The organism is Methanosarcina sp. DH1, from assembly GCF_020804205.1.
GTDB classification, from domain to species: domain Archaea; phylum Halobacteriota; class Methanosarcinia; order Methanosarcinales; family Methanosarcinaceae; genus Methanosarcina; species Methanosarcina vacuolata.
In genome coordinates, this window is the sequence record NZ_WJBJ01000016.1 from 12,247 (window position 1) to 26,532 (window position 14,286).

Below are 14,286 nucleotides of genomic sequence, written 5' to 3' on the forward strand. Positions count from 1 at the left end.
GATTCTTAACCTGAATTTTTAGCCTGAATTTTTAGCCTGAATTCTTAGCCTGAATTCTTAGCCTGAATTCTTAGCCTGAATTCTTAGCCTGAATTCTAACCTATCAATTTCCATAAATTGCGATCAGATCGCTGAGAATCGCACTTGCAGTTTCAATTGGGCCTGCGCCCTTACCAGTAACCGTAATTTCTCCTGCAAGTTCAGTTTCTACCGACGCCACATTCAGCGTCCCTCCGACTGCAAGGGGATGGTTGATAGGTACGAGTCTGGGGGCTACATGAATTCTTTCCCTGCTGACTTCCCCTATAAGCTTGATCACATGCCCTCTTTCATAAGCCATCTCAAGGGCTTCAGGTGTAACTTTCGTGATTCCCGTAACCTCAACGTCGCTATATATAGCATCAAGTCCGAAAATTGCATTGGCAAGAATGACAAGTTTGCAGGCCGTGTCAATTCCTTCCACATCGTATGTAGGGTCGGTTTCAGCAATACCGAGCTGCATGGATTCGGCAAGAATGTCATTGTAGCTTGCCCTTTCCTCCAGCATTCTTGTCAGGATATAATTACAGGTCCCATTTAGAATTCCTTTGATACTTTTAACCTTATTGCCTGCAAGTACCTCGTTTGACAGGTTGATAATAGGCATTGACCCACCAACGGTAGCTTCGAACCTGAAATGAGAGCCTGCTGCCTTTGCGGCTTCCATGAGTGCTCTGTACTTAAGGGTAAGAGGCCCTTTATTGGAAGTAATAACATCTTTTCCGGTCTTGAAGGCCGCAAACATATTCTGCAAACCTGCCCCGCCAGTTAGTATATTCGTCGGGGTAGTCTCGATTACAAGATCATGAGCTACGGATTGGATAACCTCGACTCCAGAGATATTCTCAAGAGCTACCGTCCCGTCTGTCCTCTTCCTGGAAATGCAGTCGGCAAGATCTACCCCCTCAGGATTAACAGTTGCGCCCTTAGAGTCCACAACAGCAACTACTTTCACTTCCAGCCCGATACTTTCCAGATACTCTTTTTTCATAAGGAGTACTTCAGCCACGCCCTGTCCGATTGCACCAAACCCGAGAATGGAACAGCACACTGTTTTCATGTTTTCAAATCTCCTAAAACTATTTTTCAGGCCTGGATATCAATTGGAAGAACCATAAGCAGGTCTTTTTTTGCCGAGACTTCTTTGAGAATGGCGAGTGCCTTATGCAAGTCCTCTTTACCGACAGCATCGATTCTCATGAGGGCTGAAGAAAGCATATTGATACCGGGCATAGAAAGGGAAAGGTCTGCAACCTCAGCAAACCCTGTCCTGTCAATTTCATCAATCGTATCCTGGATCCCTGTATGGACCACGTGCCCTATGAGCACTACATTTATGCTTTCCCTGAAACGGTGTTCACCGACTCTTACAACTCGAATTCCATTTTCTTCAAGTTTAGCCTTTATTGTCTCAATGCTTTCAGGCCTGGTTTCAAGTACAAGCTGTACAGGTACTGTTTTTCGTGGGGTTCTCTTCTGATGGTGATGTACTACTGTTATCAGGTTAGCCTTACATTCCGAAAGGGGCTGGAGGGCTAAAAGCATCTGCCCGGGTACATCTTTTAATTCAATGTCCATGGAAACTCGCATGTTGTCCCTCGTGCATTTTTTAATAATCCCTTGTGCGATTTAAATAATCATGATTTAAATAATAATTTTACCAGTATACAATGTTCATTCACGCATTATTAAACAGCTTACTGTCAGGGTTGAGGTGGTATATCAGGATATCCGGCTTTAATCAAGCCATCTAGCCTCTTGAATTTGAATTTCATAACCTGAGTTTCAAATCCATTCCCGCGGAGCAGGGCCTTATTACTCAGGTTTGCGATCAGGACATTTATATTGGTAAGCAAGTTTAGCATAAGAGATCAAAAAGGGTGCTCAAATATACCGCATACTCTATTGTTAACCTTTTCTGTTGCTTAGTCAATGAATTCAGTTATATAGTTTACTGTTTTATGAGCCTACAAAAAAACTTTAGGGTACAGCATCTGCTTATTCCTTCTTGCTGTCATGTTTGGTCTGCTTGGAGATATGCACATCCGGGATACGGATTATATTTCCTCTTCCTCTTTTGAATTTCTCAATTAGCCCGCGTTCCTCAAGGTCAGAGAGCATAAGACTGACTTTTGACTCCGAATAGGGGGATTTTCTTCGTAGTTCTCTCTGGGTGATTCGGTTTCCACTAGCTCGGACCATCTCCAGAAGTTCCTTGAGATCCTCAGGAAGATTGAGCTTTGAATGTTCCTTAGTTTCAGAACTCGATTTATTAGGCTCCCTCTCATGGAAAGGAAAACTCGAGGTATTCCGAACCTCTTCTATAGGCCTGTTCTGCTGTATAGGTCTGTCAGTACTGGATGTTCTATCAAACTTTTCAGCAAACTGTTCAGAGCTCAGTTCCGAAATTTCACTTATGTTTTCTGCTGAATCGGCCGTATTTTCGGCTGAGTTGGTTGCGGCCTCTTCAGAAAATATTGCATCCGTTATTGGGTTTTCAGACTCCAACAAATATGGCTCTCGGTAACCTTCAGAAAAAGAAGGCTTTGCCGATTTTTGATGTTTCTTCCCTAAAAGGTAGGCTGCCAGCAGCAGGGCTAGCATCAGGACTATAAAAACCAGGAAAGCAGGAGCTAAAAAGGCATAGCTAGAGTTTGCCTGAGATACAGGCTCTTCCTCTTCATAATCCAGATAAGGGGCTTCAAAGTTATCCTGATCCAGAAGCTCTTCATGAGAAGGCGGGAAAAGGAGGAGATCATGTACATATTCTCCTTCACCTGATACCTCAACCCTTTCCTGAGCCGTATAAATGACCTTATTTCCTTCAAGATAGCTGGCATTTATTGTATAGGTTCCGGGGGTGAGGTTGAAAGAATACTCTGAATCCGTTGCAATAACGTTCTGTTCCGGGGTAGAATTGATCTCTACAACTGAGTTATTAAGAGGCTTGAAAGTATCCCACTCATAGACTGTCCCGTGAATTGTGGCCGCGATTGCATTTCCCTGAAAGACCATAATGAGAAAGAAAATAAGTGAGAAACTGCATAGCTTTCTAAAATTCACGAGATGTTAAATGGGTTTTTAGCATAAATCTTTTACTTTTCTTTGTAAAGAGCTTGTAAAAATAACGCACGCCTATTAAAGCTTTGTAAAGGAGTCGAGAAATGTATCAAGCTTGAAATCCCATATCTACGTTTTAATAAGATAAATTCCGAAAAGAATAATTATATTTACTTGATCCTTACTAACGTTGTAATAACTCATAAAGGGAGGAAGTCAGATGAAAAAATCAAGAATTGTTCAAGATCTGGCTTGTTTTACGATTCTATTAACCTTGCTCAGTTTACTGTCAGGAGGCTCCCTCGCTGCCAGAAACTCTTCTGATCATGTAAACAGCAATCAGAACCAGTATATGCGTGAAGATATTCTCGTTTCATATAATGAGACTGACAGCGTAAGTGAGAACAACAGTTCTGAATCCAATGTGAAACAAGAGCAAAAGAATCTCAGCACAAAAAACCAGAATAAAGTCTCCGAATACAAACAGGAAAGAAAACAATTAGAGGAAGAACTCCAGCTTCAGAAACAGGAGTATAATGAAGCAAAAGAAAATTTTCTCAAAATAAGAAACCGCATTCAGGCAAAAGAACTTGACCCTAACTCCGAAGAGGCTCGAAATGCCACAAAGTCCTACCTTAACTCGAGTATTAACTATATGATAGCTCACCTTGCAAATGTAGAGAGCAATATGGAATATTCAAACGGGAACAGAACTGACGAAAACGTTATTGCCATAAATGAAAAGATAAAATTGCTTGAAGTTGAAAAGGCAAAAGTTGCAAACGTGTCAAGCCAGAAAGAGCTTCTGGTTGTGGTCAGATCCGTGCGTGGGATATGGAATGATGCCGAGAAAATCAGCCTTTCAAGCGCAGGGCAGACTGTAAGTGAGAAACTCGGAGAATTTCTTGAAAAATCCGAAAACCTCTCGGAAAGACTTAATGTAAAAGTTGGGGACATGAAAGAGACCGGCATTGATACATCTGAACTTGAGATCAAGCTTGCCAGTTACACTTCTTACATAAAATCCGCGCAGGAGAAGAAAGTAATGGCAGATTCCCTATACAGTGGTGAGAATGTAACCCGGCAAGATATGCAAACTGCGAATAATTACCTTCGTCAGTCACTCACTGATATTAGTAAAGCTAACAAGTTACTCAGAGTAATTTTCGGCGAGCTCAAAAATTACGAAACCGAAGAGGATAACGGAACTAAGGTTAGAAACCTAACAACACCTGGATAAAAAGAGGATAACGGAACTAAGGTTGGAAACCTAACAATACCTGGGTAAAAAGAGGATAACGGAACTGAAGCCAGAACCAGATAATTGTTAGACAAAACAGCCTTAAAATTATCATAAGTACCGAAAATATCGTAGATATAGTAAATATTTAAATATAATATCATTAGTATTATAAACGTAACACCGTTAATTTTAAATTTAACCTAATTAATAGTAACGTCTATAATTTTAAAATTAATGTGAGTAATAACCAAGTATAATATATTTAGTTATAAAAGTAATACATTTGGTTCTAAATAGGAGATTCCTAGTTATAAATGTGATACTTTTATTACTAAACGTAATACTATTATTAGTTAAGAAATTAAGTGTATTCCCCCAAAAGAATTACGGTTTCTAATAAAGGGAAAAAATCTAGCTCAGGGGATGAGACTGGAAAATTTATTGAAAAAAATTACATAATTAAGGAGGTAGAAAATGGTTAAATTCGTTCACCTGCTTGTACTGTCAGCTTTAATTATCTGGCTTGCAGCATCCGGTTGCGTCGGGAACAATACGTCTGAAATAGAAAAGTCAGGAGTAAACTCAAACGCCGTTGGGGCAGGGAATGGTGTACCAGCTACAGATATGGAAATGGAACTTACACAGGCAGAAATCCAGGAGGTTGATTCTGATATGGCAGATCTCGAAGACTTGCTTAAATCGGCAAGCCCTGAAGAAGAGATCGAAATTGAAGAGTTATGAAATAGAAAGGAAAAGAAGTGAAAAGTTGTTAAAAATTGTTTTCACTTAAAAAACATCTTTTCTTTGTTTTTGATTATTTGAATTTCGTCTTCCAGCGTTTCTATCCTGGACTCAAGTTCATGCAGATCTTTTTTAGTAAAGATATTATCGGTTTTTGATATAGATTCCTGAATCTTCTCAGAGATTTTCTTCTCAAGATCAAGCTTCTGTTTTTTTCTTTCTTCCAGCATATCCTGGACAGCTTTTTTGCCTTCTTCCTTACTGATGTCCCCTTTGTCAACAAGTTCCGTTACAAGGTCGTTTATCTTATCTTCGGTTATTGCCCAGAGGCCGGCTCCTATAAGCCCGAGTTTTCTGACGGATTCCCTCATGTATTAACACTCACTTTTGAATTCTCAATCTGGAAAAAGTTCACATGAAATAATTCTACATGAAAATAGTTAAATAATATGATCTCACGGATATATTAAAAATTCCCTATCATAGGGAAGTAGGTAATGTCTGGCTTTGTTTGAGACGTCTTGTGCGATCTACTTTCTATTACAATTTTCTATTTTGACCCACCTATATAACGGTTTTAGGTTTTGATCTACATCATATGAAAGTTTTCTGTTCTTATATTATTTGTCTGTGTTTCATATAAATGTTTTCTGAGTATAGTTATAGGATTCTTACTTTACGTGACATGGGCTTGAGTTCCCTTCAAATTAACATTTTTAGGATCACAGGATTACCATTAAGGAAACTATGTATCAAGATTCTTTCTTAATTTAGTTATAGTTGTATCCGGTCAAAACCCAGAGATAAAGAGTATCTAAACACCCTTTGTTTGTATTAATTTGTATTCAAATCCGGCCAAAATTTAGTAAGCCGGAGTGATAAAGCGCCGCTGAATTTGCGTGTTTAACGTTAACAAATTAATTAACCGAATGAAAATATATAAATATGTTAATTGATAATGTCATTTGGGGGTAGTTCTATGGCAGAAACTTTAAAAGTCTCACCATCTATATGCGCATATCCTGACGACAAATACGAAAACCTTGAAATTGAAGTAGTACTTCCTGGGGTGGATAAAAAAGATATTTCTTTTAAGATTACCGAAGACGGTTTTTACGTAAGAGCCAACAAGGAAGGGGTTGAATATACTGACAGTTACGCAGTCTGCTGCCCGATAGTCCCGGAAAAAGCAGTGGCCAAATACTCAAATGGCGTACTTAAAGTTACAGTACCTTATCAGCAGCCATTTGAAAATGCGGTAGATGTAAAAATTGAGTAAGGCAATTTTGACTCACGCAGTTAAGCCGAAAAATCAATCAAATTAAACCTCAAACAGTTTAAACCAGGATATTTTTGACATATATTTTCATAATTGATTTTTCAACTGCGTGAGCCCAAAAAGTATAATGTTCAGTTTCATAAAAAAAGAGGTTTTTAAATGAAAAAAATGACAGAACAGCATCTTATCAACGCATTCGGAGGAGAAAGCCAGGCACATATGAGATATTTACATTTCGGAAACCAGGCCGAAAAAGAAAAATTCTATAATGTATCCCGCTTATTTCGTGCAATTGCCCATGCAGAATATGTACATGCAGGAGACCATTACCGCGAGTTAAGACATCTCGATGGAGGATTTGTTGCAAATAGTATGGCAGCTTTTGGCCCTGGCGATTCCTTAAAGAATCTTAAGCTGGCCATTGATGGTGAAACATACGAGATTGAAGAAATGTATCCTGTATACATTGAAGTTGCAAAATTCCAGGGAGAAAAAAGAGCACAAAGAAGCTTTGAATGGTCATATGCCAGTGAAAAAATGCATAAACAACTTTTTGAAAGGGCATTAGACTCGGTTAACTCAGGAAAAGACATTGAACTCGGTCCTATCCAGGTTTGTGAAGTGTGCGGATATACCTTTGAAGGAGAAGCACTTGACAGATGTCCTATTTGTGGCGCCCCAATAAACAAATTTACTACGTTTAAATGAATAATTATTCTGACCCTCGCTAACTACAAACAGGCAAATTTCTATTTCTTTAAGTCCAGACTATTTTCTAAAAAGCTAAATCTGGGCTAATTTTTTTACTGGAAAGCCTTCTTTTTAGAATAGATTTTTCGTTTATTTTCCTTACTGAAAGGCGTGTATTATGGAAATGTAAGAGAAGAAACTTGATTACAGATATTAAAAAAAGAAATCGCTAAGAAATTTGTGAGAGTAATCATTTTCACAAGCAGTTTCTCAAGCAATTTCTCAAGCAGTTTCTCAAGCAGTTTCACGAGAAGTTTCACGAGCGTTCTTCAAGCCCTCAATACCAGAAAAAAATCAGTCTGGAATTTTATTGTTTTTCTCCTTGCTTTCAACCCTGTCTGCAATTCTGGGCCAGAGAGACAGTGAAATTATCATGGAAATCACAAAAACAAAAATTGAGCCTGCAGCCATATCGACCCTGGTGTAGGCAATTTCTCCTCTAGACGCGTTGGTTAAAAAAGATCCTGAAAGAAAAAGGATAACAAGCACTATCGAAGTGGTAAGGCTTAACAGAAACATTACTCTTGGCCTGCTATCTATGGAACCAGCTTTCATCACATAACCTCCAGTCTTTCTATTATTTTGTAATCTATCCAGATTTATATTGTTAAGTTTTAAGTTATCTGCCCCTTTTATTTGAGTTTGCTTCTTTTCATTAGCAGGGAATTCGTAGTCACTGAGACCGAGCTGAGTGCCATAAAAGCGGCGGCAAGTTCAGGTGTAATGAGGATGCTGTGGAAGAAGGGATAAAGAATCCCGGCTGCAATAGGAATACCTATCGTGTTATATCCAAAAGCCCACAGCAGGTTCTGCTTGATCTTGTTTATTGTAAGCCGGCTCAGCTTAATAGCTACGACCACATCTCTTGGATCATTTTTGATAAGCACAATTTTTGCGGATTCCATTGCTACATCCGTACCTGCTCCCATTGCAATTCCAACATCAGACTGAATCAATGCAGGAGCATCGTTAATGCCGTCACCCACCATTCCGACAAGCTTGCCCTCTTCCTGAAGCTTCTTAATTTCATTTGCTTTGTCTTCAGGAAGTACCTCTGCCAGCACTCTGGGAATACCTACTTCTTTTGCTATTGCATTGGCTGTAACAACATTGTCGCCTGTGATCATAACTACTTCTAGACCCATTTTATTAAGAGTTTCAATAGCCTCTCTTGAGTTTTCCTTCAGGGTATCAGCAACTGCAACAAGGCCAATAATTTCTTCCCCGAACGCTACGAGCATTGCAGTTTTTCCGCTCTCTTCAAAAACTCGCATTTCAGCTTCTAATTCTTTAAAGGAAAAACCTTCTTCTTCCATAAGTTTGCGCGTGCCAAGCAAAATTCTTTTTTCTTCAAAGTAGGCTTCTACTCCTTTTCCAGGAATGGAATGGAAGTTTTCTGCTTTTCCTGGACTGATTCCCTGTTCTTCAGCCCCGTTTACAATAGCTTCCCCAAGAGGATGCTCGGACCCTCTCTCAGCCGTTGCTGCAATAAAAAGTACGTCCGTTTCCTTGTGACCGGGAACGGCAACCAGATCTGTCAGCTTCGGAGTGCCTGCCGTAAGCGTGCCTGTTTTGTCAAAAACGATAGTATCAAGTTTATGTGCTCTTTCGAGAGCCTCTCCACCTTTTATAAGGACCCCGTTTTCCGCACCTCTACCGGTACCTACCATGATAGCGGCAGGCGTTGCAAGTCCGACTGCACATGGACACGATATTACAAGGACGGTAATGGCTATAAGCAGGGAAAATAGGAATGGGCTGATCCCACCTAGAGTTGCGGATTCCCCTACTCCATAGCGCCAGTAACCTATGAAAAACCAGAAGAAAAAGGCCAGAAGCGCAATAATATGCACGATTACTATGAAGTTCCCGGCAACAACATCTGCAACCCTCTGGATTGGAGCTTTTGTAGTCTGCGCAGTCTCAACAAGCCTGATTATCTGGGCGAGGGCAGTATCAGCCCCAACTTTTGTAGCCCGAAAATTGAAAGACCCTGTCTTGTTAAGAGTAGCTCCTATAACGGTATCATTCGGGACTTTCTCTACCGGGATGCTTTCTCCTGTGAGCATGGACTCATCTACTGCAGAACTCCCCTCAACTACTATGCCGTCAACAGGAATTTTTTCTCCGGGCCGGACAACAACAATATCTCCAACTGCTACTTCTTCAACAGGAACTTCCTTTTCAATGCCGTTTACAAGGATTCTAGAGGTTTTTGCCCTGAGGCCCATCAGTTTCCTAATTGCTGCAGAGGTCTGGCCTCTTGCCCTTGCCTCAAGATACCTGCCAAGGACAATGAAAATGATTAGGAAAGCCACAGTGTCATAGTAAAGACTATTATATCCGGGGCCAAGATCAAGAAATGTTGCTGCTACGCTGATAAGGTAAGCTGACCCTGTCCCTGCTGCAATCAGCAGGTTCATGTCAGTTACCCCATATTTGAATCCCTTTATAGTCCCGACAAAAAATTGTCTGCCAGGGAAAAGGAGTACAAGAGTGGATAGTATAAAAAGAACGATATGATTGGAAAGGAAATCAGGCACAAAGGACAGGAAAGGAAACATCATGCTCATGTTTCCCAGCCCTATTGGAATTCCAAGAACAAGAGCAATTATCAGGTTATTTCTCTGCCTCCTGATTTCAGCATCTCTGGACATCTGCTCTCTGTCTTCATACTCAACAGCCTCGGTTTTTACAAATGCTCCATAGCCAATTCCCTGAACTGCGGCAATTATTTCTCTGACAGAGACGCGGGAGGAATCAAACTCTACAACTGCCTTTTCAAGCGGGAAATTCACAGACGCTGAAATTACGCCTTCAGTCCTGTTAAGGACTTTCTCGATATTTGCAGCACAGGAGGCACAGCTCATGCCCTCAAGATTCAGAGTCACTGTGTCTTTTTCTACCTTATATCCAATAGATTCGATGGTTTCACCGATTTCTTTTGGAGAGATAAGTGAGGGATCAAAACTAACATTTGCCCTTCCAAGTTCAAGGTTAACAACTACTGAGTATACTCCTGCTTTTTTCTTCAGTACTCTCTCAATATTTAAGGCACAGGCCGAACAGGTCATGCCGGAAACTCCAAGCGTGATTTCTTTTTGACCGGTTTTCAGGCTTGAGATCCCTGGTTCCTCTTCTGGCAGTTCACAAGTTTCAGTGAGGGGACAGGTTTGAGGAACCTCTTCAGGTCCCTCTGGTCCCTCTAAAACAGGCTCCGCAGTTTTTGACGTCTCCCCTTCGACCTCCGTTATTTCGGGAACTTCTACTCCAGCCTCTTTCTTAGCTTCGTTTTCACTTTCTGTTGGGTATCCTGCCTTCTGAATAGCTGCCTTGATGTCATCCAGGCTTACTTTTTCAGGATCAAAGCTAACCGTTGCACTTTCGGATTCAAGGTTTACGTCAGCGGATTCTACCCCCTCAAGAGAAGAAATTGCATCCGCCACTCTTTTTTGGCAGTGACCACAGGTCATGTCATAAACTTTTATAGTAACTTCCATTGGATCTGCCGCCTATCCAGATTTTTCAGGACTGCCCGGCGTTAAAAGATTCTTCCGAGCTCTTCTACAGTTTTATATCCAGTTTTAAGCAAAATCATCTGATGAAACACGTATCAGTTATCCGGCTGCCATAGGCTACATTCATGGTTCTTTCAGGAGTATTGGTATTTACTCTGGAAATCCCATTGATAGAGGTAACCTGTCTTGAGATCTTATTCTTGCAATGCCTGCATGAAAGTTTGGTCTACTATAAACGCAGTCTTCCCTATACGTTTACCCCCAAAGCACAATTACATTTTTCAAACAGGTGCTTTACCCATATGTAAAAGCTTGTACTTTTTAGTATAACTTTTTAGTATAACTTTTTAGTATAATAATCTTGAGACATAATCTTGAGACTGGTAAGAGATATTTAGCCACATTAGATAGGTTCATATCCGGCTTCTCTGACCGCATCTTTAACCTTTTCAATGTTTGCCTTTCCTTCTTCGTAATCAACAGTTACCTGTTTGGTCTGAAGGTTTACATCCACCTTCTGTACTCCTTCCACAGCTTCGACTGCTTTTTTAACTCTCATCTGACAGTGCATACAGGACATGCCTTCAACTTTTATGGTTTCTTGAGTCATATTTTCTATCTCCAACTATAAACCTAAAACTTTTTTAATATAAATAGAACTTATGCAGTTGAACTAAAAAATCAACAGCATCAAACCGTTAACTGTTTTTGCAAGTTTCTCACGCTGAATCATTATTCACGAGTTTCTCACGCTAAATCATTATTTACGAGTTTCTCACGTTAAATCATTATTTACGAGTTTCTCACGTTAAATCATTATGGTTTTAAAACCAGTATCTTGAAAATTCAGTTCTTGGTCACATGTTAACTCTGAATCGCTATCTGTTGATGAAAAGCTATCAAAGATTTGCTCAATAATTAAATTTCCATGAAACTGGATTCCTGAATTCTTGGGCTTAAACTAAACACATAGTTAGCTATCAATAGAGATCAATGTACCTGAGAACGTTGTTTTTTCAGTTGAACTGTGCAGTACTGACTGAAAAAACAGTAATGACCGAGAAAAATAATATTGTAGTCACAAGGCTAAATAATGCAACTACCCAAATGAGGTAGAATGAAGTTTTTTTGTTGCAACAATTACAGGCGTGACTATAGATTCTCAGCAGTTTAAAACACGAGCTTTTTGAACTTATTTAGTTCTAGTTCGTTAAAATTTTCCATACTCATTACTTGCATTCTTGACCCTCCTCTTTTTTATATATCCTTTTGAGAGGGTCTTTACCGTTTTTAAACATAGCTCCATAAGGCTCAAATTTACCGATATCATTGACAGTACAGAAATGCATGCCCTCGTCTGACCCTGTCATCATTAATGGTTTAGCTTTTTCGACGTCCCAGGAACCATTTTCTTTGTTGTAGACGCTATCTTCCACCTCAAGATACACTACTTTACCAAGAATCAATGCGTAAGGAAAGCCATTACATACTTCAGTAATTATATGATTTAGTTTACATTCCATCCAGGCGTAGCATCCTTCAATCCCCGGCGCCCTGATCTTTTTTGAAGGTTTCTCCTTTAGACCGGCTAATTCAAATTCATCAACATCAGGAGGAACATGTGAAGCCGTTGGTATCACTTTATCTGCCATATCAGTACCAGGCATATTAATAACGAATTCCCCTGTGCTTTTTAAATTGTCTAACGTATCTCTCCTTATTGCTGAAGCTACACAAACTAAATCTAATGGACGTAAAACAGGCATAAAGCAAGAATATGGTGCTATATTTCTAATTCCATTTTCACTGATTGTTGATATGAATGCCACTGGCAAGGGTACTATCGATTCTCTTTTGAAGTTTTCTAATATCATATTACCACTGCGCTATCTACAATTGTCTTCTTTCTCGACCTCAAGACTGGATTCCTGAGATTAGAAAATCAGCAACTGACTCAATTTCTGGAAGTTCTACTTTTAATTCTTCTCCTTCAAACCCTGCCAGGAAGATCTCCGTGTTTGACGGGACTGAAGTTAGAATACGGTTTTTGTCCACGGTTTCCATCATTAACTGAGTCCCTATTTTGTCTGCGCGGTTTAGAATAAAATATAGAGGTTTCCCGGCTTTCTCGGCAAGTTCACTTATTTTTTCAGAAAGCCTTATGGATTCATAAGATGGATCAAGTACCATTAACACAAGGTCACAACCTTCTTCAACTCCCCTTCCAAAATGCTCTATACCAGCTTCAGTATCCACAAACACAACATCTTCAGGAGTCGTTTCCGTGTTTTTTAGAAAATTCCTTGCAAGAGCCCCCATTGGGCAGGCACATCCCTCTCCAAAGTCATGGATTTTGCCTATAGTTATCATTTTGATGTTTCCTTTTTCTACAGTATAAGCTTCGGGAATGTCGGAAATTTGCCATGTGTTTTCAAAAATACTGGCAGTGTCTCCATTCTGATATGCCTGCATTAACTTTTCTCCAAGGGTCTTTTTCCCTCCAAGATAATTCATGAAATCTTCGGGCATTTCAAGACCTAGCTGTTTATGAAGCCCGAAGTTTGACTCGTCACTATCCACCACAAGCACATTGTAACCTTTTCTATCCATAGATTTTGCAAGCAGAGCAGTGATAGTACTCTTGCCGCTTCCACCTTTTCCACATACAAGGACTTTCATCTTTTCACCTCTGTTTAAGAATGTTTAGTATTAAAAATAACTGAAATAATAACATAAAATATTAATAAATAGGATACTTTTCTATAGTATTAAAACTATAAAGTTAATAGTGATAAAGTGACTATGAAAAAGAATAGTAACGGAATTTGTTTGTGTCCCATAGAAGGGATTATCACCATAATATCCAAAAAATGGGCCATTCAGGCGATCAGTGCCCTTGGGCATCACAATAGATTACGATTCAATGATCTCATGAACACTCTTGAAGGTATCAGCCCAAAGTCACTTACCGACCTGTTAAAAGAACTCCAAAAAGAAGGCCTTATCCAGAGAGAAGCATTTCCCGAGATACCTCCGAGAGTTGAATACTTTTTGACAGACGATGGAAAAGAGCTTTGTGAAGTAATAATCCCTTTAATACAATGGGCAGAGAAACGGGACAACCTGCATAAGGAAATCTTTAATTCAAAGACTTTTTAATATCTTCCGGGATAGCCGAAATTTGACATTGATTTCAATGACATTTGACCTACATCGTTCAATAAACCTGAAAAACAAACATGATATTCTTTGAATAACATGCACAACCAATGAAAATGCTTGCAGATGGCAGCATTTTCATGCTAAATAATCAAATGTCTCGTAATTCCATCTGCAAAAACACAGTTTTTCCTTTTTTCCTCAAAATGACTGTGTATATGAAAGAGAAAACGTAGCTGCTTGGTCATATGGATGATGGCTTTCAGAACTGTATTTTTTAAGTTTAAAATCCCTTCAAAATTCAATTTTTTTAATATACTTTTAAAAATCCAGTTCGAACTTAATCAGTTTTCATTTCATCAAGAGAAAAAATAGAACATGCTATTCAATTCTAAATAGCATTCGCTATTCTTTTTTGACAATGAACGCAGGCCATACTGTAGGCTCTAATAGTGCCTTCCATCAGATCTGCCACTATTCAGATGTTGGATCCGCCA

Annotated in this window: 16 protein-coding genes; 5 read left to right on the forward strand and 11 right to left on the reverse strand. The window is 39.5% G+C overall.

From position 1 onward, the window contains the following. Positions 1–103: 103 nt before the first annotated feature. From FXW07_RS07480 to FXW07_RS07495, 4 genes are all read right to left on the reverse strand, one after another. On the reverse strand, positions 104–1,099 hold the full coding sequence (locus tag FXW07_RS07480) for a homoserine dehydrogenase (protein ID WP_229394904.1): 996 nt from the start codon (positions 1,097–1,099) through the stop codon (positions 104–106). Positions 1,100–1,125: 26 nt separating this feature from the next. Beyond that, positions 1,126–1,629 (reverse strand): amino acid-binding protein, encoded by a 504-nt coding sequence (locus tag FXW07_RS07485; protein ID WP_048121629.1) that lies wholly within the window; start codon positions 1,627–1,629, stop codon positions 1,126–1,128. A gap of 113 nt (positions 1,630–1,742) precedes the next feature. After that, a complete protein-coding gene (locus FXW07_RS07490) occupies positions 1,743–1,904 on the reverse strand; it encodes a hypothetical protein (protein WP_229394905.1) in 162 nt (53 codons plus the stop codon). A gap of 133 nt (positions 1,905–2,037) precedes the next feature. After that, positions 2,038–3,054 (reverse strand): MarR family transcriptional regulator, encoded by a 1,017-nt coding sequence (locus FXW07_RS07495; protein ID WP_229394906.1) that lies wholly within the window; start codon positions 3,052–3,054, stop codon positions 2,038–2,040. 265 nt (positions 3,055–3,319) lie between these two features. Here FXW07_RS07495 and FXW07_RS07500 point away from each other — a divergent pair, with 265 nt between their 5' ends. Continuing rightward, positions 3,320–4,339: a chromosome segregation ATPase gene (locus FXW07_RS07500; protein ID WP_229394907.1), complete on the forward strand. Its 1,020-nt coding sequence runs from the start codon at positions 3,320–3,322 to the stop codon at positions 4,337–4,339. Between the two features lie 477 nt (positions 4,340–4,816). Further along, positions 4,817–5,083 carry a hypothetical protein gene (locus FXW07_RS07505; RefSeq protein WP_048121635.1) on the forward strand — a complete coding sequence of 89 codons (267 nt, stop codon included), beginning with the start codon at positions 4,817–4,819 and terminating at the stop codon, positions 5,081–5,083. Between the two features lie 41 nt (positions 5,084–5,124). Here the strand turns inward: FXW07_RS07505 and FXW07_RS07510 are convergent, their stop codons facing one another. Next, positions 5,125–5,454, reverse strand: a complete 330-nt coding sequence (locus FXW07_RS07510; RefSeq protein ID WP_048121637.1) for a phasin family protein — start codon at positions 5,452–5,454, stop codon at positions 5,125–5,127. Between the two features lie 608 nt (positions 5,455–6,062). On the opposite strand from FXW07_RS07510, the gene FXW07_RS07515 reads away from it, so the two are divergent. After that, on the forward strand, positions 6,063–6,362 hold the full coding sequence (locus FXW07_RS07515) for a CS domain-containing protein (protein ID WP_048156961.1): 300 nt from the start codon (positions 6,063–6,065) through the stop codon (positions 6,360–6,362). A 159-nt stretch (positions 6,363–6,521) separates the two neighbouring features. After that, entirely contained in the window at positions 6,522–7,070 is a 549-nt protein-coding gene (locus FXW07_RS07520) for a rubrerythrin family protein (RefSeq protein WP_229394908.1), read from the forward strand. Positions 7,071–7,406: 336 nt separating this feature from the next. Here FXW07_RS07520 and FXW07_RS07525 read toward each other — a convergent pair whose 3' ends face one another. The 6 genes from FXW07_RS07525 to FXW07_RS07550 all read right to left on the reverse strand — a co-directional run bounded on the left by FXW07_RS07525 (position 7,407) and on the right by FXW07_RS07550 (position 13,309). Then, positions 7,407–7,667 (reverse strand): hypothetical protein, encoded by a 261-nt coding sequence (locus FXW07_RS07525; RefSeq protein WP_229394909.1) that lies wholly within the window; start codon positions 7,665–7,667, stop codon positions 7,407–7,409. A gap of 77 nt (positions 7,668–7,744) precedes the next feature. Beyond that, positions 7,745–10,612 carry a heavy metal translocating P-type ATPase gene (locus FXW07_RS07530; RefSeq protein ID WP_229394910.1) on the reverse strand — a complete coding sequence of 956 codons (2,868 nt, stop codon included), beginning with the start codon at positions 10,610–10,612 and terminating at the stop codon, positions 7,745–7,747. 94 nt (positions 10,613–10,706) lie between these two features. Next, complete coding sequence (locus FXW07_RS07535) at positions 10,707–10,823, reverse strand: hypothetical protein (protein ID WP_346655638.1); 117 nt, start codon at positions 10,821–10,823, stop codon at positions 10,707–10,709. Between the two features lie 210 nt (positions 10,824–11,033). Then, complete coding sequence (locus tag FXW07_RS07540) at positions 11,034–11,240, reverse strand: copper ion binding protein (protein ID WP_048156949.1); 207 nt, start codon at positions 11,238–11,240, stop codon at positions 11,034–11,036. Between the two features lie 619 nt (positions 11,241–11,859). Continuing rightward, positions 11,860–12,504 (reverse strand): flavin reductase family protein, encoded by a 645-nt coding sequence (locus FXW07_RS07545; RefSeq protein WP_229394911.1) that lies wholly within the window; start codon positions 12,502–12,504, stop codon positions 11,860–11,862. Between the two features lie 40 nt (positions 12,505–12,544). Beyond that, positions 12,545–13,309, reverse strand: a complete 765-nt coding sequence (locus tag FXW07_RS07550) for a P-loop NTPase (protein ID WP_229394912.1) — start codon at positions 13,307–13,309, stop codon at positions 12,545–12,547. A gap of 123 nt (positions 13,310–13,432) precedes the next feature. On the opposite strand from FXW07_RS07550, the gene FXW07_RS07555 reads away from it, so the two are divergent. After that, the gene (locus tag FXW07_RS07555; RefSeq protein ID WP_048121655.1) at positions 13,433–13,789 is read left to right on the forward strand and encodes a helix-turn-helix domain-containing protein; all 357 of its coding nucleotides are present in this window, start codon (positions 13,433–13,435) and stop codon (positions 13,787–13,789) included. The last annotated feature ends 497 nt before the right edge of the window (positions 13,790–14,286 follow it).

Coding starts and splice junctions, on each gene's coding strand:
- FXW07_RS07480 (WP_229394904.1), bottom strand. CDS start 1,099: ATGAAAACAGTGTGCTGTTCCATTCTCGGGTTTGGTGCAATCGGACAG.
- FXW07_RS07485 (WP_048121629.1), bottom strand. CDS start 1,629: ATGCGAGTTTCCATGGACATTGAATTAAAAGATGTACCCGGGCAGATG.
- FXW07_RS07490 (WP_229394905.1), bottom strand. CDS start 1,904: ATGCTAAACTTGCTTACCAATATAAATGTCCTGATCGCAAACCTGAGT.
- FXW07_RS07495 (WP_229394906.1), bottom strand. CDS start 3,054: ATGGTCTTTCAGGGAAATGCAATCGCGGCCACAATTCACGGGACAGTC.
- FXW07_RS07500 (WP_229394907.1), top strand. CDS start 3,320: ATGAAAAAATCAAGAATTGTTCAAGATCTGGCTTGTTTTACGATTCTA.
- FXW07_RS07505 (WP_048121635.1), top strand. CDS start 4,817: ATGGTTAAATTCGTTCACCTGCTTGTACTGTCAGCTTTAATTATCTGG.
- FXW07_RS07510 (WP_048121637.1), bottom strand. CDS start 5,454: ATGAGGGAATCCGTCAGAAAACTCGGGCTTATAGGAGCCGGCCTCTGG.
- FXW07_RS07515 (WP_048156961.1), top strand. CDS start 6,063: ATGGCAGAAACTTTAAAAGTCTCACCATCTATATGCGCATATCCTGAC.
- FXW07_RS07520 (WP_229394908.1), top strand. CDS start 6,522: ATGAAAAAAATGACAGAACAGCATCTTATCAACGCATTCGGAGGAGAA.
- FXW07_RS07525 (WP_229394909.1), bottom strand. CDS start 7,667: ATGAAAGCTGGTTCCATAGATAGCAGGCCAAGAGTAATGTTTCTGTTA.
- FXW07_RS07530 (WP_229394910.1), bottom strand. CDS start 10,612: ATGGAAGTTACTATAAAAGTTTATGACATGACCTGTGGTCACTGCCAA.
- FXW07_RS07540 (WP_048156949.1), bottom strand. CDS start 11,240: ATGACTCAAGAAACCATAAAAGTTGAAGGCATGTCCTGTATGCACTGT.
- FXW07_RS07545 (WP_229394911.1), bottom strand. CDS start 12,504: ATGATATTAGAAAACTTCAAAAGAGAATCGATAGTACCCTTGCCAGTG.
- FXW07_RS07550 (WP_229394912.1), bottom strand. CDS start 13,309: ATGAAAGTCCTTGTATGTGGAAAAGGTGGAAGCGGCAAGAGTACTATC.
- FXW07_RS07555 (WP_048121655.1), top strand. CDS start 13,433: ATGAAAAAGAATAGTAACGGAATTTGTTTGTGTCCCATAGAAGGGATT.